The sequence below is a fragment of the Natrarchaeobius versutus genome (assembly GCF_041205745.1).
GTDB classification, from domain to species: Archaea; Halobacteriota; Halobacteria; order Halobacteriales; family Natrialbaceae; genus Natrarchaeobius; species Natrarchaeobius versutus.
Map to the genome: position 1 here is coordinate 329,988 of NZ_JBGFCC010000002.1, position 23,545 is coordinate 353,532.

21 protein-coding genes are annotated in these 23,545 nt (G+C 62.9%); 10 read left to right on the top strand and 11 right to left on the bottom strand.

What is annotated here, in order from left to right:
• Positions 1-65 precede the first annotated feature (65 nt).
• The 3 genes from AB7C87_RS06965 to AB7C87_RS06975 form a co-directional block, all read right to left on the bottom strand.
• On the bottom strand, positions 66-941 hold the full coding sequence (locus AB7C87_RS06965; protein WP_369728706.1) for a TIGR01548 family HAD-type hydrolase: 876 nt from the start codon (positions 939-941) through the stop codon (positions 66-68).
• 270 nt (positions 942-1,211) lie between these two features.
• A complete protein-coding gene (locus tag AB7C87_RS06970; RefSeq protein WP_369728707.1) occupies positions 1,212-1,865 on the bottom strand; it encodes a DUF3267 domain-containing protein in 654 nt (217 codons plus the stop codon).
• 31 nt (positions 1,866-1,896) lie between these two features.
• On the bottom strand, positions 1,897-2,301 hold the full coding sequence (locus tag AB7C87_RS06975; protein ID WP_369728708.1) for a UPF0146 family protein: 405 nt from the start codon (positions 2,299-2,301) through the stop codon (positions 1,897-1,899).
• Positions 2,302-2,340: 39 nt separating this feature from the next.
• Here AB7C87_RS06975 and AB7C87_RS06980 point away from each other — a divergent pair, with 39 nt between their 5' ends.
• The 3 genes from AB7C87_RS06980 (at position 2,341) to AB7C87_RS06990 (ending at position 4,786) form a co-directional block, all read left to right on the top strand.
• Positions 2,341-2,862 (top strand): archaemetzincin family Zn-dependent metalloprotease, encoded by a 522-nt coding sequence (locus AB7C87_RS06980; protein ID WP_369728709.1) that lies wholly within the window; start codon positions 2,341-2,343, stop codon positions 2,860-2,862.
• A gap of 80 nt (positions 2,863-2,942) precedes the next feature.
• On the top strand, positions 2,943-3,599 hold the full coding sequence (locus tag AB7C87_RS06985; protein WP_369728710.1) for a class I SAM-dependent methyltransferase: 657 nt from the start codon (positions 2,943-2,945) through the stop codon (positions 3,597-3,599).
• 215 nt (positions 3,600-3,814) lie between these two features.
• Complete coding sequence (locus AB7C87_RS06990) at positions 3,815-4,786, top strand: hypothetical protein (RefSeq protein WP_369728711.1); 972 nt, start codon at positions 3,815-3,817, stop codon at positions 4,784-4,786.
• 64 nt (positions 4,787-4,850) lie between these two features.
• On the opposite strand, the gene AB7C87_RS06995 is transcribed toward AB7C87_RS06990, so the two are convergent.
• The 4 genes from AB7C87_RS06995 to AB7C87_RS07010 form a co-directional block, all read right to left on the bottom strand.
• The gene (locus AB7C87_RS06995) at positions 4,851-6,686 is read right to left on the bottom strand and encodes a ribosome biogenesis/translation initiation ATPase RLI (protein WP_369728712.1); all 1,836 of its coding nucleotides are present in this window, start codon (positions 6,684-6,686) and stop codon (positions 4,851-4,853) included.
• A 2-nt stretch (positions 6,687-6,688) separates the two neighbouring features.
• Positions 6,689-7,012 (bottom strand): EMC6-like membrane protein, encoded by a 324-nt coding sequence (locus AB7C87_RS07000; RefSeq protein WP_369728713.1) that lies wholly within the window; start codon positions 7,010-7,012, stop codon positions 6,689-6,691.
• A gap of 168 nt (positions 7,013-7,180) precedes the next feature.
• Positions 7,181-8,350, bottom strand: coding sequence for a hypothetical protein (locus AB7C87_RS07005; RefSeq protein ID WP_369728714.1), 1,170 nt, complete (start codon positions 8,348-8,350; stop codon positions 7,181-7,183).
• Complete coding sequence (locus AB7C87_RS07010) at positions 8,347-8,871, bottom strand: DUF7344 domain-containing protein (protein ID WP_369728715.1); 525 nt, start codon at positions 8,869-8,871, stop codon at positions 8,347-8,349. The genes AB7C87_RS07005 and AB7C87_RS07010 overlap by 4 nt, the downstream gene beginning before the upstream one ends.
• Positions 8,872-9,224: 353 nt before the next feature.
• Here AB7C87_RS07010 and AB7C87_RS07015 point away from each other — a divergent pair, with 353 nt between their 5' ends.
• The 6 genes from AB7C87_RS07015 (at position 9,225) to AB7C87_RS07040 (ending at position 14,808) form a co-directional block, all read left to right on the top strand.
• Positions 9,225-9,731: a hypothetical protein gene (locus AB7C87_RS07015; protein WP_369728716.1), complete on the top strand. Its 507-nt coding sequence runs from the start codon at positions 9,225-9,227 to the stop codon at positions 9,729-9,731.
• Positions 9,732-9,846: 115 nt separating this feature from the next.
• Complete coding sequence (locus AB7C87_RS07020) at positions 9,847-10,782, top strand: CARDB domain-containing protein (RefSeq protein WP_369728717.1); 936 nt, start codon at positions 9,847-9,849, stop codon at positions 10,780-10,782.
• Between the two features lie 133 nt (positions 10,783-10,915).
• On the top strand, positions 10,916-12,085 hold the full coding sequence (locus AB7C87_RS07025) for a signal peptidase I (protein ID WP_369728718.1): 1,170 nt from the start codon (positions 10,916-10,918) through the stop codon (positions 12,083-12,085).
• Between the two features lie 135 nt (positions 12,086-12,220).
• Entirely contained in the window at positions 12,221-13,405 is a 1,185-nt protein-coding gene (locus tag AB7C87_RS07030) for a DUF5305 domain-containing protein (RefSeq protein ID WP_369728719.1), read from the top strand.
• A gap of 338 nt (positions 13,406-13,743) precedes the next feature.
• The gene (locus AB7C87_RS07035) at positions 13,744-14,037 is read left to right on the top strand and encodes a MarR family transcriptional regulator (protein WP_369728720.1); all 294 of its coding nucleotides are present in this window, start codon (positions 13,744-13,746) and stop codon (positions 14,035-14,037) included.
• Between the two features lie 354 nt (positions 14,038-14,391).
• Complete coding sequence (locus tag AB7C87_RS07040; RefSeq protein WP_369728721.1) at positions 14,392-14,808, top strand: hypothetical protein; 417 nt, start codon at positions 14,392-14,394, stop codon at positions 14,806-14,808.
• 248 nt (positions 14,809-15,056) lie between these two features.
• Here the strand turns inward: AB7C87_RS07040 and AB7C87_RS07045 are convergent, their stop codons facing one another.
• The 3 genes from AB7C87_RS07045 to AB7C87_RS07055 form a co-directional block, all read right to left on the bottom strand.
• A complete protein-coding gene (locus tag AB7C87_RS07045) occupies positions 15,057-15,947 on the bottom strand; it encodes an NAD+ synthase (RefSeq protein WP_369728722.1) in 891 nt (296 codons plus the stop codon).
• A gap of 497 nt (positions 15,948-16,444) precedes the next feature.
• Positions 16,445-18,322, bottom strand: coding sequence for a PINc/VapC family ATPase (locus AB7C87_RS07050; RefSeq protein ID WP_369728723.1), 1,878 nt, complete (start codon positions 18,320-18,322; stop codon positions 16,445-16,447).
• A 78-nt stretch (positions 18,323-18,400) separates the two neighbouring features.
• The gene (locus AB7C87_RS07055) at positions 18,401-19,201 is read right to left on the bottom strand and encodes a helix-turn-helix transcriptional regulator (protein ID WP_369728724.1); all 801 of its coding nucleotides are present in this window, start codon (positions 19,199-19,201) and stop codon (positions 18,401-18,403) included.
• A 534-nt stretch (positions 19,202-19,735) separates the two neighbouring features.
• Here AB7C87_RS07055 and AB7C87_RS07060 point away from each other — a divergent pair.
• The gene (locus AB7C87_RS07060) at positions 19,736-21,391 is read left to right on the top strand and encodes a protoglobin domain-containing protein (RefSeq protein WP_369728725.1); all 1,656 of its coding nucleotides are present in this window, start codon (positions 19,736-19,738) and stop codon (positions 21,389-21,391) included.
• A gap of 9 nt (positions 21,392-21,400) precedes the next feature.
• Here AB7C87_RS07060 and AB7C87_RS07065 read toward each other — a convergent pair whose 3' ends face one another.
• The gene (locus AB7C87_RS07065; protein WP_369728726.1) at positions 21,401-23,473 is read right to left on the bottom strand and encodes an ATP-binding protein; all 2,073 of its coding nucleotides are present in this window, start codon (positions 23,471-23,473) and stop codon (positions 21,401-21,403) included.
• Positions 23,474-23,545: the final 72 nt, after the last annotated feature.

Here is a 23,545-nt window from a genome sequence, read left to right on the forward strand (position 1 = left end):
GCGAGGGTGCAGGCAATAGCACCTCGAGCCCGCTGAACCGGTCCGTATCCGGCCTCGAGACTCGATTAGCGCTGGAGGCGATCGGCTAATTCGTTGATCGACTCGAGGACGGCCGCCGCGCCCTCCTCGTCGTACTTGCGTCGCCCCTCCTCGCCGGTGAGTCCACCGGTCAGGACGCCGACGCCGTGGTACGTTCTCTCGGCGTCCGCGTCCGCGGCGTTTGCCGCCGTCCGAACGTCGTCTACCGTGTCGCCGACGAAGACGACGGTTTCGGCGTCGAAGCGTTCGGCCAGCGTCACGAGCGCCTTCGGATGGGGTTTGCCCTCCGCCCAGTCGTCCATGGTAAAGCGGTGCTCGGCGGGAACGTCTCCGTCGAGTCCGACGCGTTCGAGGGCGATTTCGGCTTCGGCTTCCGGTCTGCCGGTCAGAACGCCGACGTCGTAGCGTTCGAGGAGCGTTTCTCGAGTTTCGGCCTCGAGGATCACCGGCTCGTCGTGGATGAACCCGCGCGTTTCGAGGTCCGGTTCGTCGCCCTCGAGTCCGCGATAGAGCTCCGCGCCGAGGTAGAGTTGCTGGAAGACGTCGCGCAGACGCTCGCGGTCCCACCGCTCCGTCACGCGCTGGGTGGCTCGCGCACCGATCCGATCGCGGACGACGATTTCGGCGGCCTCGAGGCCGCCGCCCTCGGCGGCGATTCCGTCGGTGTAGGCCTCGATCGACTCGTCGTACCCCTCGCCGGTCGCGAGGACGTAGAGAGCGGCGGCGTAGGTGAGTTCCCAGTCGTTGTTGAACCCGCCCGCGTCCTTGAACTGCTGGATGTCTTCACGGCGGATCGTGCGGTCGTGGACGTGCTCGATCGACTCGAGAATCGCCCGGCGGTAGGAGTTGGCGACGTCGACGAGCACTCCATCGATGTCGAGGACGACGGCGTCTGCGTGCATACCTACTCGAACGGGTCGATAGGGATAAAGGCGGTCGATTTCAGGCGTGGCGTTTCGGTGCGGGACTGGGACTCGACACGGGCCTGTTGCTCGTTTTACGGGTGCTGATCGATCGGCACATCGGAACCGCTCATACGGTTTACCCCCCATCATTTTTGGCGCAACCGCCGCCCAGGTCGCGGTTGCAACGGTGGACTCGCTGCACTCCTCCACCGAGACTCGTCTCACACGGTTCGACTCACCGCCGGGACACCGGTACAGGAATCCGTATCAGACGCCGACAGGGTTCCCGAGGAGTGCGAACGCGAGTGCGAGCAATCCGAGCGCGTAGAGTACGTCCGCCCACAGCCACGAAAGGAGATTCGCGAGATAGATCACGGCGACGACGGGTAGCCCGAGCAAAACGAGCGGCGACCGTCGCCACTCGAGGCGCGAACGCGTCCAGAGTACGTTTGCATCGCCGGTGCTCGGAAAGGCGTACGTTCCGACGGAGAGCCCGAGCCACGTCAAGAGTGCAAGCGCCGCGAGGCGTTCTCCCGGACTCGTTCGCACGTCATCAATCGACGCGATATCACCGGCGACGACGAGTGTGGCAACTCCCAGAAACGCGGCGAACGCGACGAGCGTATTGACCAGAAACGGCGCAACGCTCACGGCGAACGCCTCGCGGTATTGCTGTGGCTGCTCGTGGCGTACGTAGCCCGCCGGATCGCCGAAGCGAAAGTAGACGACCTCGAGCACTCGTACCCCGACGAGTCGGCAGGCAGTGGCGTGGGCGAACTCGTGGACGATCACGCCGGGGATGGAGAACACGTGGGATGCGAACCAGACGATTGTGCCGATACCGACGATGGCGAGTGCAACCACCGCCACGACGAAAACGGCCACGAGTACGGTCGGGAGGGCCTCGAGGAGCGGACTCACGTCTCGTCACTCGGGAACGTCGCCGGCGCTGTTAGCTCTTTCCGTCGCGGGCGACGTACAGTGTCCCCGATTCGACGGTCTTGCGCTCGACCGGAATCGCCGGCTGATCGCCGCCGAGCGTCGTAAAGAGCAAGTCGGCGTCGGCACCTCGAGCGACCTCGAGCGTCGGTCGGTGCAATTCGGGCGGCAGGTTCCGTGCGTAGACTGCCTCCGCATCGGCGTAGACCGACGGATCGGGATCGACGATATCGTCGCGGACGAACCGGACGCCCTCGGGGACGTCGCGGTGGTAGACGTCGGTTGCGACCACGGAAATCCCGTCTTTCGCGAGCGCCGCCGCCAGTTCGGTTCGACGGCCGATTCCCACTTCGACGAGGCGGTCGTACTCGCGAAGGTAATCGATTATTGGATCGAACTGACGGCGAGAGTCGCACACGGCGGGACGTTTATAGCGTCCGCGGTCATAGGCTTTGCCATGCTCGTCGACATCGTGCCGGTCGGCAACGTCTCCGCGGAGGTCAAGCGGGCGGCGTCCTCGGCACTGCGATCGGTGTACGACTGCGACGTCACGGTCAACGAGTCGCAACCGGTTCCCAACGGCGCGTACGACTCGGGACGAAACCAGTACTCGGCCGAGACGTTCATTCAACTCGCCGAACGCGTCGGAGGCGGAGAAAAGAACATCGCGATCACACCACACGACCTCTTTTACCGACGCCGAAACTACGTTTTCGGACTCGCCTATCTGGACGGAAGCGGGAGCGTCGTCTCGACGTACCGCCTGCAGACCTCGAGTGACGGCGGCTTCTCGAACAAGAGCGCGAGCGACATCTTCGAAAATCGGGTGCGCAAGGAGATCGTCCACGAGATCGGCCACACGTTCGGACTCGAACACTGCGACAACAACCGCTGTGTGATGAACTTCTCGCCGACCGTTCGCGAAGTCGATATCAAAGAGGAGAACCTCTGTGGGAGCTGTCAGCGATTGATTAGCTGACTCGACTCGATCCCGTCCTCGCTCGAGCGGTAACCGATTACGTCCGGTTCTTTTACGCTCGAGTTCGTGGTTCCGGATCGATGACCTCCTCCCCTTTCGAGACGTGCGTCGAGGAATACGACGAGTGGTTCGAGGACAACGCGAGCGCCTATCGTGCCGAACAGGCCGCCCTCGAGACGCCCCTCCCCCCGGAGTTCGATCCGCACCGGGCGCTCGAGGTCGGCGTCGGGACGGGCCGATTTGCCGACCCACTGGGAGTCCCCCTCGGGGTAGACCCGGCGCGGGAACCGCTCGAGCGGGCGCGCAACCGCGGGGTCGAGCCCGTCCGCGGCGTCGCAGAATCGCTTCCTGTCGCCGACGACGCGCTCGAACTCGTGACAGTCGTCACGGCCCTCTCGTTCGTCGACGACGTCGACCGCGCGCTCGTCGAAATTCGTCGCCTGCTCGCTCCCGAGGGGGTGCTCGTCGTTGCGATCCTCGACCGTTCGAGTCCGATCGGTCGGACCTACCACCGACACAAAGACGAGAGCCCGTTCTACGCCGACGCCGACTTTCTGACCGGGAACGAACTTCGGAACGCCCTCGAGCGTGCCGGGTTCGCGATCGAACGGCAGGTTCAGACCATTTTCGAGGATCCGACCGCGCTCGAAAGCGATTCAGCAGATCAGCCGGACGTCCGGGATGGCCACGGTGAGGGGCTGTTCGCCGTCGTCCGCGCCGTCCCCGATCGTGGCTGAGACGGACTGCTGTCGGTCAGTAGCGCCGAACCTACGATCCGAATCGGGTTTCGCAGGGATACAGTGACAGCAATCCGTCCGCGCCGACCGAACGGCCGTCTCCCGTGACGGTCACGCTGTCGGAAGAACAACACCTTACTGTGAGCGACGCTTACCGGCGAGTATCCGGTCGCGTCTGTCGACGACCGCGTCGACGCGACTCCGAACGGCGAACCATGACTGATACCGGCGACGACGAGATCGAAATCGAGATCGAACGCGACGAGAACGACGGTGCCGACGGGAGCGACGGGCACGGCGAGAGAGGCAGGTCCCGCGAGTACGACGAACGCCAGGGGGACGACGAACGCGGGAGATACGGCCCTCACGCCGAACGCGAACGCGGCGACCCCGATCCGATCGCCGAACGCGAGCGCCGCGACCCCGATCCGATCGCCGAACGCGAGCGCCGCGACCCCGATCCGATCGCCGAACGCGAGCGCCGCGACCCCGATCCGTTCGCCGACCGAGACGACCGCCACGGGGGACGGGCCGGCGACGAGTTCGACTCGCCGACCCGCCGACTCGAGGAGGAGCTGGGCCGGATCGACCTCGAAACGACGCCCGACGGATACGTCGAGGGGCGAATCAGCGACCTCGAGTCGATCGACGAGTCGCGGGTTCGACTCGAAGTGACTCTCCCCCACGGCGAGGTCCTTGAGTTTCACCTCGAGAAACCGATTCCGTGGTCGACGGAGTTCCTACTCGCCCGAATCGTCGAGGACGTGGGCTACGACGCGACGTCGATCAGCTACGTCGTCGGCGAACGGATTCCCCTGAAGCGGACCGATCTCGAGGAGGACGCCGCCGACGCCGCCGACTGGAAGACGACGACCGCACACGCCGTCGGCGAGGCAATTCTCTCTTCGCTCGGCGGGCGGTTTCACTTAGCGGAGCAACCCAATCCCGAGTGGCGGCTGGTCGACCCGCTCGAGCGGCGGACGCTCGAGGACGACGATGGTGGACGCGAGATTACGCGTGGGCTCGGTATGCTATTGATTTTTGCGAGTCCGTTGATCGCCGCAGTCGGCGTCGGCGTCGCGACGACGGGCGCCATTGCGATTTCGATCCCGATCGTCGCCGCGGTGTTCACGGCGCTCGTACTCGCGCTGATCGGCTTTTCGTTCGTCGCCGGAAGCAGGCGCTAGCGGTGGTGTTGGGATCGCTCTCGAGGACGGCGGAATCTTCCCGACGAGGGATCTGTGCGGGGACTCAGGGCGCGTAGTAGTACTCGCCTTCCGACTGCTGCTGTTTGTCGAGTTGGGAGTCGGGCTTGTTGATCCGCGGCCGGGAGGTACGCTCGTCCCGGCGGAACGTCACCTCGAGGTTCGCGAGGAACTCGTTCATGCCCTCGCGCATCGACTGTGGCGTGCCGGCCCGGCCGTGGGCGGCGGGTTCGCCGTCGAAGACCATCAGGCGGTCGGCGAGTAAGTCGATCATGTAGATGTCGTGGTCGATGACGAGCACCGTCGCGTCCTGCTGTTCGGCGTAGCGGCGGATGGCGCTCGTCGCTTGCACCCGCTGTTCGACGTCGAGGTGAGCGGATGGCTCGTCGAGCAGGTACAGATCCGCGGAGTCCGAGAGACAGGCCGCGATGGCGACCCGCTGGCGCTCGCCGCCGGAGAGATCCGAGAGGTTCTGCTCCATGATCCGCTCCAGTTGCAGAGGCTGGGCGATCTCGGTGTTCCAGTACGACGAGCCGAACTGGTCGGTGATCGACGAGAGGAAGACGTCGACGCGCATGTGCTGGTCGATCGTGACGTACTGAGGTTTGTACGAAATCTCGAGGTCGAGATCCAGGTCGGTTTCGTCGACCGAACCGGAGACACTGTCGGGTTCGAGGTTACCCGTCAACAGTTTCGCGAAGGTGGACTTCCCGATTCCGTTGGGGCCGACGATTCCCAGGACCTCGTTCTGTCGGATTTCGCCACCCTCGACGTCGAGACCGAACCCGCCGTCGCCGTAGCTTTTCGTGAGATCGGGGTACTCGACGAGGGTATCCCCGCGGGCGCTCGATCGAGGGGCGTGTTCTTCGAACTCGATCGGGTTCGGACGGATCCGCATGTTCTCGTTGTCCAGATAACCCGCGAGGTACTCGTTGATCCCGTTTCGGACGGATTTGGGCGACGTGATGACACCGTAGGCACCGGGCTCACCGTAGGCGACGTGGAGCGTATCGGCGAGCAAATCGAGGATCGCCAGGTCGTGTTCGACGACGAGCATCGATCGATTCTCCTCCTCGGCGAGTTCCCGAATCAGGCGCGCCGCCGTCACGCGCTGGCCGATGTCGAGGTACGGCGTGATCTCGTCGAGAAAGTAAAAGTCCGTGTCGCGGGCGAGCGTGGCCGCGAGGGCGACCCGCTGGAGTTCCCCGCCCGAGAGGTCGTCGATCGACTGCTCCATCACTGGCCCGATCGAGAGTCGGGAGACGAGGTCGTCTAGCGCGTCGCGTTCGTCGGTTCGCTCGAGCAGTTCGCGCGTGTTGCCGTCGAAGGAGGCGGGTATCTGGTCGACGTACTGCGGTTTTCGGGCGACGGTTACGTCGCCGTCGCGGACGTCGGCGATGTAGTCCTGTAACTCGGTTCCGCGGTAGGCCTCGAGTACGTCGTCCCAGTCGACGTCCTCGTCGTGGCGGCCGAGGTTGGGCTCGAGTTCCCCCGCGAGGATGTGGACGGCGGTCGTCTTCCCGATGCCGTTCGGACCGAGGATGCCGGTTACCTTTCCCTCCTGGGGTGCGGGAAGTCCGTACAGCGAGAAGGCGTTCTCGCCGTAGCGATGTGCCGGATCGTCCTGGAGTTCCTTTGGCAGGTTGATGATCTCGATGGCGTCGAACGGACACTTCTCGACGCAGATGCCACAGGTTTCGCCGAGACAGATCTCCTCTGAGATGTGAATCTGTTCGGGCTGGCCCTCGTCGGCTTCCTCGCCGCGGAGGGTGATACACTCCTTGCCCGTCCGGTTGGGTGGACAGTAGTTCTTACACTCGTAGCTACACCGGTCGGGCTGACACCGGTCCAGGTCCACGACGGCGATGCTGTCGTCGGCCATCGTTAGACGGCGGCCTCCGCGGTGAGCAGGATCCCCCACACCACGAACCAGAACGAGAACGTCATGAACGTGATGAACAGGTAGTGTTTGATCCCGAACTCGTCGTCGCCGTAGATGCTCGTGAAGTCAAAGAGCACGAACTGGACGAGGATCGCACCGACGACGAGCATCAGCGCCCGAATGTCGGTCGCCGCCTCCGCCGGCGCAAGATCGCCGGTGAGGGCGGCGGAGCCGAGTGCCGCCCCGACGCCGAGCAGCGCCGACAGCGCGGTTACGCTGATCGAGCGGATGTGCTCGCGTCGATCGCTGATCGATTCGGTCGACATAGCGAAGACTCTGTGGTCGGTGGTCAAAAGGGGTTCGGGTTCCGAACGAATCGATTCCACTCATTCGTCACCGACTCGACTCTCGCCGAACGATCGATACGGATTCGGTGGGACGATTCGAACTATCGAACGGGCCCGAGCGCCGCTGTCTAGAACTGTGTTGGTGGATTACCCTTCAGAGACTTCCCCGTTGATCGTCACGTTCTCACCGGTCACGACGTCGCCGCCACTGGTGACGTCGCCGTGGACGGTGACGTCATCTTCGATGTATACGTCACCGTCCGCTTCGATGTTGTTGTTGACGAGAGATCCCTCGCCGATCGTGACGGATCCACCCGAAACGATGTCACCGCTCACTTCCGTCTCGGCGCCGATCACGATGTCGTCCCCGGATGTGACCCCGTTACTTATCGTCACGCCGCTCCCGACGGTGATGGTTCCATCAGATTCGAACGTACCGTGGATGATCGATCCGTCACCGACCGTCACGTCATCGCCGGCGACGATCCCGTTCGAGATCGTCACATCGTCCGCGAGGCTGACGGTTCCGTCGGCCTCGAGGGTGCCGTGAATGGTCGCTCGCTCGTCGACCATTACGTCCCCACCGGCGTCGATCCCGTTGTTGACGGTCGCATCGGATTCGACCGCGACGTTGCCGTCCGTCTCGACCGGCTCGTTGTGGGTCGATCCGCTTTCGACGACGACGTCAGCGTCGTTACCGTTCTCACCGTCGTCTTCGTCGCCATCGTCGTCTCCCCCGTTACCGGGCCCCTCCTCGTCTTCATCGACGCAGGTAACGGACACCTCTCGCTCGAGGTCGACTGTCACGGTTCCATCGGTCGTCTCGATATCGACGAGAATGGGCGTACTCCCGCCGACTTGATCGGCGTCGGCGCCACTGATGGCACCGCCACTGACGTCCCTCGCCGAGCAACGAAATGTCCCAAGGATGGCTACGCTCTCGTCTTCGCTCTCGAGCGTGACCGACTCCAGCGATGGTGACTCAGCGCCCCCACCCGTCTGTTCGACGACGATCGCCTCGTCGTCGAGATCGAGTTGGGAATCAGCAGTGTTGTCCGTCAGCGTTCCCACGTGTTCGTCCTCGTACTCGAAGTGTCCATCAGTACACCAGAACAGAAAGTAGTTGGTACAGTCGAACTCCGCGCCTTCGAGGACAGGATCGACCGTCTCGACACCCAACAGTGCGTTCTCGTCGTCGGCGACGCCGACGTCGACGCCACGGTCGGCATCTAGTACGCTGAACGCGCCACTCGAGATGAGCAGTATCACTGCGCCGGCGAGGACGAACACGAGACCGATCCGTTTGACGCCGCTCATCGTGGCCGCTCCGTTGTGCCGAGCTTGTGCCGTCGGTTCTGCCAGACGTGAACCACCGCTGACGTGGCAACCACTCCGAGGACGAGCGTCATCCAGCCGAGTTCGGGAACGGTCTCAGTCGGGATCCACTCGAGCCAGAGACCCGCAACGACGACGAAGCCGAACGCCGCGAGCCCGAGGTAGTAGGTCCCCCACGGAATCGAGTCGCCAGGAACGATATCGAGGTACACCTCGAGTTCCTGGGCCTTCTCGGTGAGTTCGATCGTCCGATCGTCGAACTCGACCATCTCGGCCTCCGCGAGCGTCGGCAAGTGGGTCTGCTGTAACGACGTATAGACCCGCTTGCGCTCGGCTGAGGTCAGCTCCTCGATCTCCTTGTCGAGTTCCCAGGCCGCGACGTGCTCCGCGAGGTCGCCGAGTTCGACGGCCTCTCCCTCGCGCTTGCAGTAGTGGATGGCATAACGCCGTCGGTGGTTGCTCAACAGATCGAAGATTTTCCCCCGGTTCGATCGTTCCCCCATACGAACTGAGATGCGTTTTCTGTCTCGGAAACTAACTGATACCAGCACATAAACTAATCGGCCAACTGATATGTTGTTATGTAGTTGTCAATAATCCGGTGGAAAAAACGGCCACTGAGAACGGACGTGGTGAAACGGCTGAATGTCCCGTTTCAGCGGCGGTTAGCCGCTTTTCTCGCTCCGTGAATCGGCCCAATCACCGGTTCAAACCCGACTTGAACGATCGTATCGCCGATCTTTCGCCCGTTCTGGCGGCTCAATACAAAGTGGGTGGCGTCCCTCCTCTCGAGTAAGAACCGCGCCGGGTAACGTCGTGCTACGGTTGCCAGTGCGGTCGTACGAGGACACTACCAATGAGAATGAACAGACGCAACGTGTTGATCGGACTCGGAACCATCGTCGCTGGCGGCGGCGCCGCGCTCGGAACGGGCGCGTTCAGTACCGTGACGGCAGACCGAACGGCGAACATCGAGGTCGCCGACGACAGTAACGCCTTCCTGGCGCTCGAGCCCGTCGACGACAATCCATATGTGGTCGAAGAAGGCGGTGAAGTCGTGTTTTACTTCGACGGCGAAGACTCCAATGCGGGCGGGTTGAACGACAACGCGGTTACCGAGTTCGAGAGTATTCTCCGGATCACCAACAACGGCTCGAACGAAGTCGACGTCTCCATCGAGGCCATCGACGAGAACGGAGACGAAGTCACTGATATCGGCCTCGAACTGACTGGGCTCGAGGACCCAATCTCCAGTGGCGATAATACTGAAGTCGGCTTCGAGTTCGACCTGGTCGGGGGAGATGGAGAGAATATCGACGACATCGACGACCTTCGGATTCTGGCCGAAGAGACCGAGAACTGATCGGTCGACGCCACCCGTTCGGTAATCCGGCCGAAACGCGGATCCAATCGATTCGTTCGATCAGCTCTCTACAGACCTGCATAACACTCGAGGTCAAACGGACACCCGTTTCCGGATGCCACCCGCCAAGCTTACCGTCGTGATAACCGCCTGCGTGCTACTCGCACTCGCAGTCCCGACTGCGGCGGTCGGCGTCGGTGAGGACCACGCGACCGAGGACGTCACCCTCGAGCCGACGAGCACCCACGCCTCGATCGACGACGGCGAACTTCGACTCGATCTCGAGGCGCTCAACGGACAGGCGGCGACGCAGGTCGACGACGTCTTCGCCGTCGGCGTCAACCTCGACACCGTCGATCGAATCTGGGTCGAGAACGACGTCGACGGCGTTTCCTTCTACGATAGCGACGATCGAACGACGATCACCGACTCCTCGCCGCTCGAGTTCGACGACGGCGCGACGGCTTCGATCGGCGTTTCGATCGATACCCGCGTCGCACCCGAGGGAGCCGAGACGTTCACGATCGTCGTCGGCTACGAGGGCGATGGTGTCGGCGACGGGGACGAAGACGACGAGGGGAGCGCACCTGGTGGCGGTAACGGTGCAGTCGGTATCCCGGTTGGTGACGATACTGGTAAAACAGACGAGGGTCAGCCGGCGGCGATCGAACAGACCGACCTCGAGGCGTCACCGACGACGCTCGAGCCGGGTGAGACGGTGACCGTGAACGCGACGTACGAGAACGTCGGCAACAAATCGGGCGAACACACGGTCGAGTTCGTGGCCGACGGGACACTCGTCGAAACGGAGTCGATCGAACTCGCACCGGATGAGTCGGAAACGGTCGACTTCGAGTGGACTCCGGACGAGCCGGGGACCTACGAACTCGCGGTCGACGGCGTCTCGGCCGGGTCGATCGAGGTCCAGGGGTCGACGGTGTTTCCGATCGAGAACCGGGAACTCCCCGCGTCCGTGACGGCAGCGCTCGCCCCGCCGACGGCGATCGGGCTGTTCCTCGCGATAACGAACGTCAGGCGTCGGTGGCTGTGAGTCGCCTGAGTTCGCCAGTCGTGTGTGAGCCGATCCCGGTGGGAACTCTCGGTCTCCGGGCTTTATGTGGCTGTACTCCCCACCGACTACCGACACAACGAGACACGATCATGACGGCGTTCCGGTGGTCGAGGTGACGACGCGAGCGCTTCTCGAGCGCGGGGTAACGATCGTCATCGCGCTGATCGTCGTTGCTCTCCTCGTCGGACAGCTCCTGGGACAGCCGATCTTGCTCGGTTACGTCGCGACCGGGAGCATGGAGCCGACGATGTCGGCCGGCGACGGGTTCGTCGCTATTCCGAGCGTGGTCTCCGGTGACGTCGAGGAAGGAGACGTCGTCGTCTACAACGCGAGGGAACTCCACGATGGCGGGTTAACGACCCACCGCGTCGTCGAGGTGACCGACGACGGGTACGTGACCGCTGGCGACGCGAACCCGTTTACCGATCAGGACGGCCCCGAGCCGCTGGTCTCGGACGGACAGATCGTCGCGACGGCCTGGCAGCCGGGCGGCGAGGTCGTCACGATTCCCCACCTCGGAACGGTCGTCATGGGTATCCAGGGACTCGCACTGGCGGCCGTCGGCGCCGTTTCCGGGGTGTTTGGCTTGACGACGGCCGCCGATTCGGACGGCATCGGCGCGCTGTTGGTCGGCGCCGGCGTCGCGTTGCTCGGCTTTGGCTTCCTGCTCGAGGGGTTCGGCCCCGCCCGTCGGGAGACCTCCAGGCGCCGCTCGCGCGAAAACGTGATCGGGTTCTGGGTCGCGGTTGGCCTCGTGTTGCTCGTTCTGACGACGTTCGCGACCGCGGCGATGGTGATCCCCGCCGGAACGACCGAGTACGGACTGGTAAGCACTGAATCACCGACCGACGATCCGCAGGTGATCGCACCCGGTGAGACGAGCGACCTCACGCGGACGTCCGACAACGCCGGTTACGTTCCGGTCGTCACCGTCTACGAAGCCGAGAGCGCTGGCGTCGAAATCGATCCCGGCTGGCAGACGGTCGGCACTCGCTCGAGCGCGGAGACGACGGTCTCACTCACCGCGCCATATTCGACGGGCGAGTACACTCGCCACGTGGGCGAGTACCGATATCTCGCCGTTCTCCCGCCGTCGGTGCTCGTTTTCCTCCACGGCGTTCATCCGCTGGTCGCTATCGCGGCCGTCAACGGCGTCGTGGTCGGAATCGTGGTCGTCGTGATGATCGCCGCGTTCGGCACCGCCGACTTCCGTCTGCGAAGCGCTGGCGATCACGTCCCGTTGACGACCAGAGTCCAGCGGAAACTCCGAAAGTGGCTATGAGAGGCGTCTTCGAACCAGTATCGTTATATTGTTCGCTACCTTGCATCGAGTTATACATCGTTTCGCCGACTTATCGACTTCGTAACTCGATCAACCGTCGACCTCGACGGATCGGCGAGCCTGGGGGTGGGAAGAGTGATCGATAATCCGCGTCTCGACCTGTTGCTCGCAAAGCACGGCCGTTCGGTTGCCATTGCACTCGTCGTGATCGGGATCGTCGCGTTCGTCGCGACGGGATGGGTCGTCGCCAATCCGGAGACCGAGACCATCTCTCAGAACGCCGAAACGGAGGTCACCACCGACGTCCGAACGAGTTCCTCGGTCGTCGACGGCGGGAGTCTCTGGGAGGAAGGCGACGAACTCTCCAATAGCGCTGTTTACGTGATGAACGCGTCGCCGGAACTCACTATCGCACCCGAAACGAGGCTGACGAATCAGACCGCCGGCGCACCGATCGACGACGCCGAGGTCACACACCGACTGCGCTTGGAGTTCGAGGCGAGTCGCGACGACGAGACGTTCTGGAACGAAACCCACGAGGAACTACACGCCTCGCCCGACGTTGAAGACGGCGTCGCGCGATCACAGACCACGATCGACGTCGAATCGTATCTCGAGCGCCAGCGTGCCCTCGAAGAGGAGATCGGTACTGTGGGATCGATCTCCCTTCAAGTGACCCTCGTCACGGAGTACGACACCGGAAATATAGCGGGTACGCATACGGACTCGACGACGCTCGTCCTCACTGACGAGGCCTACTGGCTCGAGGAGTCGATCTCGATTTCGGACGAGAACCCTCACACTCACACGATCGGGACTCGAGAGGTATCCGAGCCGCGGAGTCCGGCCCTCGTCGGTGCGCTCTCGTTGTTGGGAACGCTGTCGGTCGTCGGCGGGGCCATCGTTGCGAGGCGCTCGCCGGTCGACGTGGAAGCCGCCAGACGGGCAGTCCACGAACGGCGGTACGCCGAGTGGATCTCGCGCGGGTCGATCCCGATGTGGGTCGGTGATCACCACATCGCACTCGATACCTTGGAGGACGTCGTCGACGTCGCGATCGACGCGAACGAACGGGTGGTCCACGACCGACAGCGGAGACTGTTCGCGGTCGTCAACGGGTCCGTAGTCTACTACTACAGCGAGCGGGGGCTGTGGGAACAGACGACCTGGCCGACGATGGAACTGGCCAGGGGTGAATCCGCGGTCACGCCGGAGCAGGTCCCGTCTGCGACCGATCTCTCGGAGTTCGAGGGGGGCGGGGAGTTCGACGACGGTGACGAGCCCGACTTCGACGACGAGGACGTCTGGGAACGGCTATAGCGGTGTGCAGAGCGGGTGTCTGAGACGAACTGCTGGATCGGTTTCCCGGTCGGACCGCCGCTCGGGTCGTAGTCTGTGAAAGTAACATTCAGATACCAGTACGAATTCGTAATACTTTCGGCTCAGCTATAGTACTCGTCGAACCGATTTCCCCCTCGCCCATCCACGTTCGAGAACCGAACCACGACTCGGAAGCTGACTGCTTGGTCAAAAATAAAAATGGCCGTTTTAGTGGGGTGAGTGCGTAATTTACGCCACGATATTAGTAGAATTATTTTCGCTCGCTCGGAAGGGGTAAGGCTCAACTTTTATACTGCTGGGGGATTTCGATTCGTAATATGGGAGAGACCGACGGGGAGGAAATCGAAGACCTGCCACCGAGCGCGAAACTCGTCTTCAAGGTTCTCGAGTACGACGGCCCGCTGACCCAGAAACAGATCGTCGAGGAATCGATGCTTTCGGCCCGGACGGTCCGATACGCCCTCGAGCGCCTCGAAGAGATCGGAATCGTCGACGAGGACATCTACTTCGCCGATGCCAGACAGAGCCTCTACCGGCTTCAAGAGCCGGTTGCGGCGGACGGAAACGGCGTCGAGGAGTGTGCGAAGAAAGACGCCTGCTGTGCGGAGTAACTGAGTTCGCGGCGATACCGCTTTTTGTAACCGCTCGTTCCGTCGATTCGGTCTCTCCCAGCGGTTGGCTTGCCAGCTGTCGCAGTCGTCGAACGTCACTGCACACCTGATCGAACGAAAGTATAGTAGCCACTGAACGTCATTGCACACCTAATCGCCAGACGTATCGGCGATCAGTGTGTGAATCGTTTCAGTTGTTACTATAGGTGGGTTCGGAGCGTGCGCGGTTCTTGCTCACTCCGTTCGCTCCGAACGGCGACGTCCGAACAACGAGTTAATTGTTACAGCCGTTACACTACTCGGGCGGCAACCGGGAACGGCAGGATTATTTCGCCGCGGTGACCGTCTCCATCCATGGAAAAGGAGCGATTACCGCGCTGGGGCTGGTTGCTGGTCGGGTTGTTCTCGGTGACGATCCTCGCGAATATGCTCAACGTAGCCGTCCTCGAACCCGCAGGTCTGGCCGAAGAGTACCACGTCGTCACCGTTATCGCGGCGATGGCGCTCGTCTTGATATACGTCGGCGTCTGGTACGACGAGGATCGACAGGAGTACTGGGAGTTTCGAACGGAACGGATCGTCGGCGACGTGATTTTCGTCGTCGTCGGAGCGATCGCCGGCTCGGGACTCGCGGTCGTCGCGATCAGCGACTTCGGCTTCTCGCGTATCCTTCAGGATGTCCTCGCGATGGTATCGGGTTTCGTCGTCGCCTGGGGGCTGTTCTGGTGGCGCAATCCCGAACTGTATCGAAGCGAGGACGACGGGCGCTGATACGGATTCCTGTACCGATATATCGGCGCAACCGCCGCACGGGTCGCGGATGCGCCCGAAATGACTGACAATAAACCGTATGAGACAAATTATCGGACCGCTTCGTCGTTCGAACCCATCGCGTGTACACCGGTGTGGACACCAGTCCCCACGAACGTCAGTCTCGCTCGAGTCGGATTTACCGCCGGTCGGACCGGCGACTTCTCCGACGCCCGCCACACTCGAGGCGACGATCACTCACCTCGGCGTCACCGTTTCGGATCGACCCGAGCCACGGCGCCCGGCGTCGGCGAGTGATCTCGCTTGTGGGCCGATTCGATGTATCGGTCCGCGATGCCGGCGGCCGTCTCGCGGTCGAGTCCGAGCGTAGCCGTAGCGTCCTCGAGGTCTTGGCCATCGTCGACGATTCGAGAGAGCAACGGATCGATGACGTCGTACGGCGCGCCGAGTTCGCCGGCATCGGTCTGGCCGGCCCAGAACCCGGCGGTCGGCTCCTTGCAGACGATCCGCTTTGGAACGCCGAGGCGTTTTGCGAGCGCGCGTACTTCCGTCTTGTAGAGATCTCCGATCGGATAGGTGTCAGCCGCACCGTCACCGTGTTTCGTGAAGTAGCCGAGCATCAGTTCCGAGCGATTCGCCGTCCCGAGGACGAGCATCGATCGGCGATTCGCCACGTAGTACGTACAACTCATCCGGAGGCGCGCGATGACGTTTCCGACCGCGTGGTTTCGCTCGTTCGGGCGATCGGTCTCCCAGACCGACTCGAGTGGCTTTGCGAACGTCTCTTCGAACGCCTCGAGCATCGGCCGCAACTGGATCTCGTGGAACTCGATACCCAGTCCGTCGGCGATCGTTCGGGCGTCGTCGACGTGGCTGCGATCCGCCTTGTGACAGGGCAATCCAAGTCCGATCACTCGATCGCTTCCGAGCGCTTCGACGGCGATCGCCGCGGTGACAGTCGAGTCGATCCCGCCACTCATCGCGACGACGATTCCCGTCGCGTTCGCCTCCTCGACGGTCGACTTGACGTCGTCGACGATCCGTGAACGGACGCGCTCGAGCGTCTTCGCGTCGGTCACGAATCGTTCGCTTTCGCCACCGACTCCCTGGTAGACGATTGTCTCGTTGTCAACGCTCATTCGATCCAATCACTGTGTTGTTCACGACATATCCAAACATGTGTCTCGTATAAATCGATTATCCTTAAACAGCTAGTAGCCGTAGTTTGGGCATCAGTCACGTGCCCGATTTTTCCGATCGATCGCACGCGTCCCGTTTTCTCGTCGGGTCCGCTCACGTCGTTCGCGAACCCCTCCTGCAAAAATCTACGCTAAAAAGCCACTCGCTCACGTCGTTCGCTCGCGGTTTGGTATCTTACGACGGAACGACCGTGATCGGGTCCTTCGCGATGCACCTTTTTCCGCTCGGGTTCACTCCGTTCACCCTCACGCAAAAATCTGCACCAAAAACCGCTCGTTCGCTCCGCTCACTCCCGGCAGAACGACTTACGACGGAACGACCGTGATCGGGTCCTTCGCGATGCACCTTTTTCCGCGCGGGTTCACTCCGTTCACCCTCACGCAAAAATCTGCACCAAAAACCGCTCGTTCGCTCCGCTCACTCCCGGCAGAACGACTTACGACGGAACGACCGTGATCGGGTCCTTCCGATCGATCGCGGCCTCGAGTTCGTCCGCGATCGCACTGCCGCGTGAGACCTGAATCTCGCCGCCGCGGCTCACTGTCGCGGTGAAGAGGTACTCGCCGCCGGCCTGTACCTCGACGGTCTCACCGTGATTGCCGTCGACGGGGACGACGATGTGTCTCGAGGTGATCTCCGGCGTGACCATCTGGCCGGCCTGCTTGGCGTTGCTGGCGCCGCCGTCGGCTGTGGTTCCGCTACCCCCGCCGCCGGAGCCGTAGTGGGGATTTTCGTCGTGAGTGCGGACGTCGATGTCGATCCCGAGTCGGTTCTCGATGTCGGTAATTCGACCGCCGCCCTTGCCGATGACCGTCGAGATGTCGTCTTCCTCGACGTAGACGACGGCTCTGTCCTGACTCTTGAGTTGGACGTCGACGTAGCCGCGTGCGACGGAGCGGATCTCGCGTTCGATTTCCTGTTTGGCGATTCGATCGACGCCGCTTTCGCTTCCGGGACCGTTCTCCTCGTCGACGAGCGGAACGGTGACGACCTGGCGGTTGAACGTGTAGATCTCGTACTCCGGCTCGCCGGTCTGGAAGTCGGTGACGAGGATCACGGGCCGGGCGAGGTCTTCCTCGGTGAGTCCGGCGGGCACCTTCACCTCCGTCTTGACGTCGTACACCTTCGCGATCTCCCCGGCGTCGACGTAGACGACCGTGTCGACGACCTGCGGGATCATCCCGAGTTCGACCCGGCCGATGAGCCGCTGAAGCGCGTCGATCGGACGGGTCGCGTGAACGACGCCGATCATGCCGACGCCCGCCAGTCGCATGTCCGCGAAGACCTCGAAGTCGTCGGTCTTTCGCACCTCGTCGTATATGGTGTAGTCCGGTCGAACCATCAACAGCGCGTCCGCGGTCTTGGCCATGTCGCCGCCCAGTTCGGTGTACTGGGTGATCTCGGGGCCGACCTGTAGGTCCCGTGGTTTCTCCATCGTCTTGACCGCGTACTCGTGGCCGTTGAGATAGCGCGCGACCGCCTGGGCCAGCGTCGACTTCCCGGCACCGGGCGACCCGGAGATGAGGACGCCGCGCTGGCGCTCGAGCAACCGCTCTTTGAGTTCGTCGGCGTGTTCGTACTCCTCGAGGTCGGTCTGGGCGATCGGCCGAACGGCGGTGATCTCGATCCCGTCGGAAAAGGGCGGTCGGCCGATGGCGATCCGGTAATCTCGGAACTGGACGATCTTCATCCCCGGCTCCGAGAGTTCGATGAACCCGCCGGCGGCCTCCTTTGCGCCGTCGACGACCTCACGGGCGTACTCGTCCATCGTCTCCTCGTCTATGGGTTCGTCGGCGAGTTCCTCGTAGCGCATCTCGCCGAGTTCGCCCCGTTTGGCCATCGGTACCGCGTCAGTCTTCAGGTGGACGCTCATCGTCGTCTCGTCGAAGAACTCCTCGACGGCGAGCGTCCCGACGTCGCGACTCTCCGGTGAGACGTGGCTGACGTCGAGACCTTTCGCCTTCGCTACTTCGGCTTGGACGATGTCGCTCGTCAGAAACGTCGCCTCGAGATCCTCCGCAATATCGCGGATGAGCGCGTCGATCTCGCCCTCGGAGGCGTGTCCCCGTTCGATCGCGTTTGGTCGCTCGCCGACGTACTCGAGGTCGACGACGCCGTCGTCGGCGAGAGTTGCCAGGCGCTTTAGTTCCTCTAACCCGTCCCAGCCGGTCTCGATGCCGTCGTTGGCCTGCGCCTCGAGTTCCGCGACCACCGCTTCCGGTACCGAAATCGTCGCTCCCTCGAACTGCCCGTCTTCGATCGTCTCCGAGACGCGGCCGTCGATGACCACGCTCGTATCCGGCACGACGTTCATTGTGCCGTGCGTTGGTCGCGTACGCGTAAAAGGGTGCGGGAGATCACCCGGGAACCCGCTGGCGTCGACGGAGCGCGATCACTCCGACGGCTCGAGCCCGGATTGCGGAGCGCCATCGCTCGCCGCCGTCTCGAGTGGAACCCGGGTCGCCCGTTCGCGATAACGGTCGTAGAGGCCGGTCGCCCACTCGCGAAAGGCCGGTTCGGCGCTCTCGATACACGCAACGAACGTTCCGTCGTCGTAGACGCCAACGAGGACGGTCTCGTCGGTCACCGTGACGCCGAAATCCACCGTCTCCTCGAGTGTATAGAGCGTGAACGCCGAGGAGGGGACGTCCTCGGGCGGCGGTGCCGTCTCGAGGACCGACTGCGGCGCCACGACCTCCGTCTCCGTTCCCCCTTCGAGGAGTTCGTGGTGGACTTCGATGAGCAGTTCGCTAAACACGGGGAGGATACCGCGGACGGCGGTCGTGTTCGTCTCGGTCATCGCGTTTCGGTAGTGGATGATCGGATCGTGTGGGCTGTTTGGTTCGGCGACCGAAATCCTGGCGTCGGCGAGCAACAGCGGATCGAACGAGTCGTCGACCGCCGCGAGCGTTCGAACTGCTTCCTCGTGGTTTTCGAGGACCGTCAGCCGGTCGAGAAACGCGGTTGCGGCCTCGCAAACGTGTTCGCCGACCGGCGTGAGTTCGTAGCGCCCGTCGCTCTTCCGAACCCACCCGAGCTCACAACAGCCGTTCGTGTGACGCTGGACGGTGACGCGCGAGATGGAGAGCTCGTCCGTGAGCGCCTTGGTGTCCGCGGGTTTCGACCGAAGCGCTCGAAGCAACTCGAGGCGATGTGGCGAGGAGAACAGCTGTTTCCCCCTGTCGTAACCCATTACGTGTTCCTGGCGTTCACAGTCTATTAGTCCTTCTGGGTCCTCTGGATTGGATATCCGTTCGAACGACGGCGTTTCGGGCGCTGTCGGTAGCTAATTCTTCGTTGGTCGTGGAACTGTTGACGTTCATACATTGTTCGTTCCACCACTCTCGTTCACCTGTTGAATGAACATTCACACGGTAAGGTAAGGTCGATTCGCGGTGACCGATCACGTGCACCACGACAGTCGCCACTCAACGGCTCGAGTGTTGCGTGCCCGAACGATCGAGTTCGTACGGACGTTGGTGATGTCGTGTGCCTCTGACACTGACGTATCCCGGTAGGGCGTTCGAGATTGCCCGATCCGAACGCCTCATCCGCGCGTCGCACTCGTAATCTTACTACATACCGTAACTCTCCCAGCATACGTCGTCCCAGCGACCGCAAGCGACTCGTCACGGCCGACCCGTCGTTCGACTTCGCTCGCGAGATCGTTCCCATCGAGCGGGAAGACACGATTCTCCGAAGGGTATCGGTCGAGCACGTTCCGCTCATGAACCCGGAACGCTCGTTCGGAAACGGGGGGTTGAACCGCTTCGTCGACGTCGACGAACTCATCGGAAATATCGGTCTCGACGACGACGAAATTGCCTGGCGAAAGGAGTTCGTCGGGTTCGACGAAGACGACCAACGACGACTGGCTGACCTCGAGTCACTGCTCGGTGCGAACAGCGATCGAATCGCCGAGGAGTTCTACGAGAACCTCCTCGAGTACGAGGAGACGCGAGCGATCGTCGACCGTTCGCCGAAGGGGGTGGAAGCGTTGAAACGAACCCAGAGTGCGTACCTCGTTTCGCTCGCGACCGGCACGTACGACCGGGCGTATTTCGAAAACCGTGCCAGAATCGGAAAACTTCACGAAATTCTCGATATGCCGTTGAAACAGTACGTGGGTCAGTACGGCGTCTACTACGAACTGCTGTTGACGCGGCTGAGCGACCGCGTCCAGCAACAGGTCGTCGACGCCGTCGAGGAGTGGATCACCGAGCGCGAAGCGGACGAGGCGGAGCCGACTGGTACGATCGACGACCTGATCGGTGCGTTCGGCTTCGGCGGTGGGAGCGACGATCGGTCCGCTGGGGGCGAACTCACCCTCGAGCAGTCGTTCGAGCAGACGATCAGGGCCGCCATCGACGACGGGATGATGGACGTCCTCGCACTGTTGCGAATCATCAACCTCGATTTGCAGGTCGCAGTCGACACGTACGTCGACTCCTACGCGAGGGATCTCGAGCGGGCGACCGAGCGTCGCCGACAGCTTGCCCACGAGGTCGAAGCTGACGTCCGGGACCCGATCGAGGAGTTGTACGACGCGAGCGAACTCGTCGCCAACCGGGCGGAGGCGATCAGCGGTCACGCGTCGAATCAGGCGTCGGCCCTCGGTCGGGTTTCGGGCGAACTCGAGGACCAGAGTGCGGCCGTCGAGGAGATCGCGAGCACCGCCGACGAGGTGCGTGCGGAAAGCGCCCGAACCGAACGACTCGCCGCGTCGGGCGTCGAGTCGGCCGACGGCGCGCTGGCCGACCTCGAGGCGATCGACGAGGCAGTCGAGCGGACCGAGACCGCCGTCGACCGCCTCGAGGAACGAATCGACCGAATCGACGACGTCGTCTCTCGACTCGAGAGCCTCTCCGAACGGACGGAGCTGTTGGCGACGAACGCGAAGATCGAGTCGACTCGATCCGATGACGACGCCACGATGGGCGTGATCGCCGAGGAGGTTCGGACGTTCGCACAACGAACGAAACGCGACGTAACGTCGATCGAGGAGGCTCTCGAGGACGTCCGTGCTGATGCCGTCGAGACGATCGAGGCGACGGAGGAAACTGTCGATCGGGTCGACGCCGGTACGGACCGGGTTCGTGAAACGGTCGACTCACTCGAGGGGGTCCACGAAGCCGCGCGGTCGACGGCGGCTGGAATGGAAGACGTCGCGGCCGCGACCGACCAGCAAGCGCGGAGCCTCGAGGTAACCGTTGAGACGGTCGAAGGCGTCTCGACGGCCGCAGACCGGATCGCCGACGCAACCGAGTCCCTCGCCGCGGCGAGTCAGGAACAGACGGCGAGTCTCGGGGAGGTCGGCGACACCGTCGGCAGGCTCGGCGACGATCCGGAGCCGGAGCCGCCAGTGTACGATCGGATCGAGTAACGACGCGCGTTACTCGGCGGTTCGCTCGAGTTCGACGACGGTCACGTCTTCGAACGTCGCCTCACAGGAGTGGCCGGAGACGACGCTACAGACGACGAGCCCGACGTGGACCGGTGTCGTTTGCTCGATCCGGCGTTGATCGATCGGCGTCCACTCCCGGCCGTCTCGAGAGACGAAACACGTCACGTATCCGTCCAGGAGGTCGACGCGGAACCACTCCGAACGCAACTCCTCTCTGAGCTGTTGGCTGATCCCGTCCTCGCCCCGTCGGGTTCGCCAGAGGACTTCGGTTCCGAACCCGGGCGTCGCCCCGACGAAGCCGTACGTCGACGCGTCGTCGAGCCCGTCACGAATCATGACTCCGGCCTTGCTGAACGCATCAACCTCCTCGATGTCGGCGACGCGGCCGCGGATGCTGACGGGATCGTCGACGGTCGTGTGGACGAAATAGAAGTCGTTCCAGTGGCGCCAGATGTTGGCGCCGTCTGCGTTGACGGTCCATCGGTCGTGTATCGGATCGTACTCCGCGTTTGCGTCGGTCTGGAGCGTCCCGACCTCGGTCTCGTCGGTGAGTTCGAGCACTCCGCCGGGGTGGACGTCGGACCGGCCGTCCGCCACGGGCTCGAGCATCATCGGACAGTTCGTGATCTCGAATCGAGCACCGCCTTCGGGACTCTTCCCGACGTCCAGACGCCATCCGCGCTGGATGCAGACGTCCGCGACGATGTTCAGCCCCATCCCGCTCCCGTCCGACTCGGTCGTATACCCCGACTCGAGAACCGCTTCCCGTTTCGATGTCGGGATTCCCGATCCGGTATCTTCGACGTAGAAGCCGTCCTCGAGCGATCCGACCCGGACGGTCACGTCGGAGCCGCCGTGGGTGACTGCGTTTTTGAACAGGTTCTCGAAGATCGGCCGGATCGTCTCTTTGGCGGTGTAGACGCTGGCAGAGGCCGGAAACTCGTTCTCGAGGGTGGCATTACGCGTATACAGCACGTTCCAGACCGAGTCGGCGATGTCGGCGAGGTCGTTTGCCCCTCGCTCGGGGGCGTTCGACTGGTCTTTCGCGATCGATTCGAGATCGGTGACGATCTCCTCGATCCGCTCGAGTGACTCGAGGACGGCGTCGAAGGACTCGTCGGTTCCGCTCTTTCGGGCGAGTTGGAGGTGTCCCATCGCCACCTGCAACGGGTTCTTGAGGTCGTGTCTGACGTTCGTCGAGAACTTCTCGAACTGATCGCGGAGAATCTCGAGTTCCAGTTCCGTCCGCTTGAACTCGGTGATGTCGACCGTCATGCCGATCAATCCCTTCTGCGTTCCGTCGTCGTCGACCCACGGCACCTTCGTCGTCCGCATCGCGTACGCCGTCTTGCCGTCGCCGTACTGTTCGTCACGTTCGCGTATCGGCTCGCCGGTCTCGATGACGCGAATGTCGTCTTCGTACGTCTGGCGTGCCATTTCCGGATTGGAATCGCCGTAGATCTCGACGTCGGTTTTTCCGAGCGCATCGGCGGGAGCGACGTTGTCGGGAACGGACGCGACGCGGAGATATCGTCCCTGCTGGTCTTTGACGTAGACGTTCGTCTCGATCTCCTCGAGCAGCGTCGTGAGGATCTCGCTCTCTTCGCTCACTTTTCGGCGTCGGTCGTACGCCTCGATCGCATCGTCGACAGCCCGCCGAAACGTTTCGGCGGAATTCGACCGGGTGTAGTATCCGCTCGCACCGGCGTTGAGTGCTTGCCGTACGGTTTCGCCATCGTCGCCAACATCGTCGACGTAGAAGACGACGGGGAGTTCACTCTCGAGTTGGCGAACTCGACGACAGAGATCGACCCCCGTCGTATCCGAAAGCGTCCGATCGGTGACGACGCAGCCGACGTCCTCGCGTTCGTCGATCGTCTCGAGAGCGCTCGCGCTCGTCTCTTCGAACAGAACGTCGGTGGCGGCTCCCTCGAGGAGCGCCTCACGGATTTCTCTCCTTCGGACCGACTCGCCGACGCCCACGACGACCGTCGGCTCCTCGAGCAACGGGCTCATCGGCCCCCCCACCTCGACTCGTCGGTCTCCGCGGCGTTCGGTCATCGTCTCGCGTCGCCACCGGTTGCCGACTGGAATGCGTCGATCTCGTGGCTTGGTAGCGTCGCCGGACCGTCG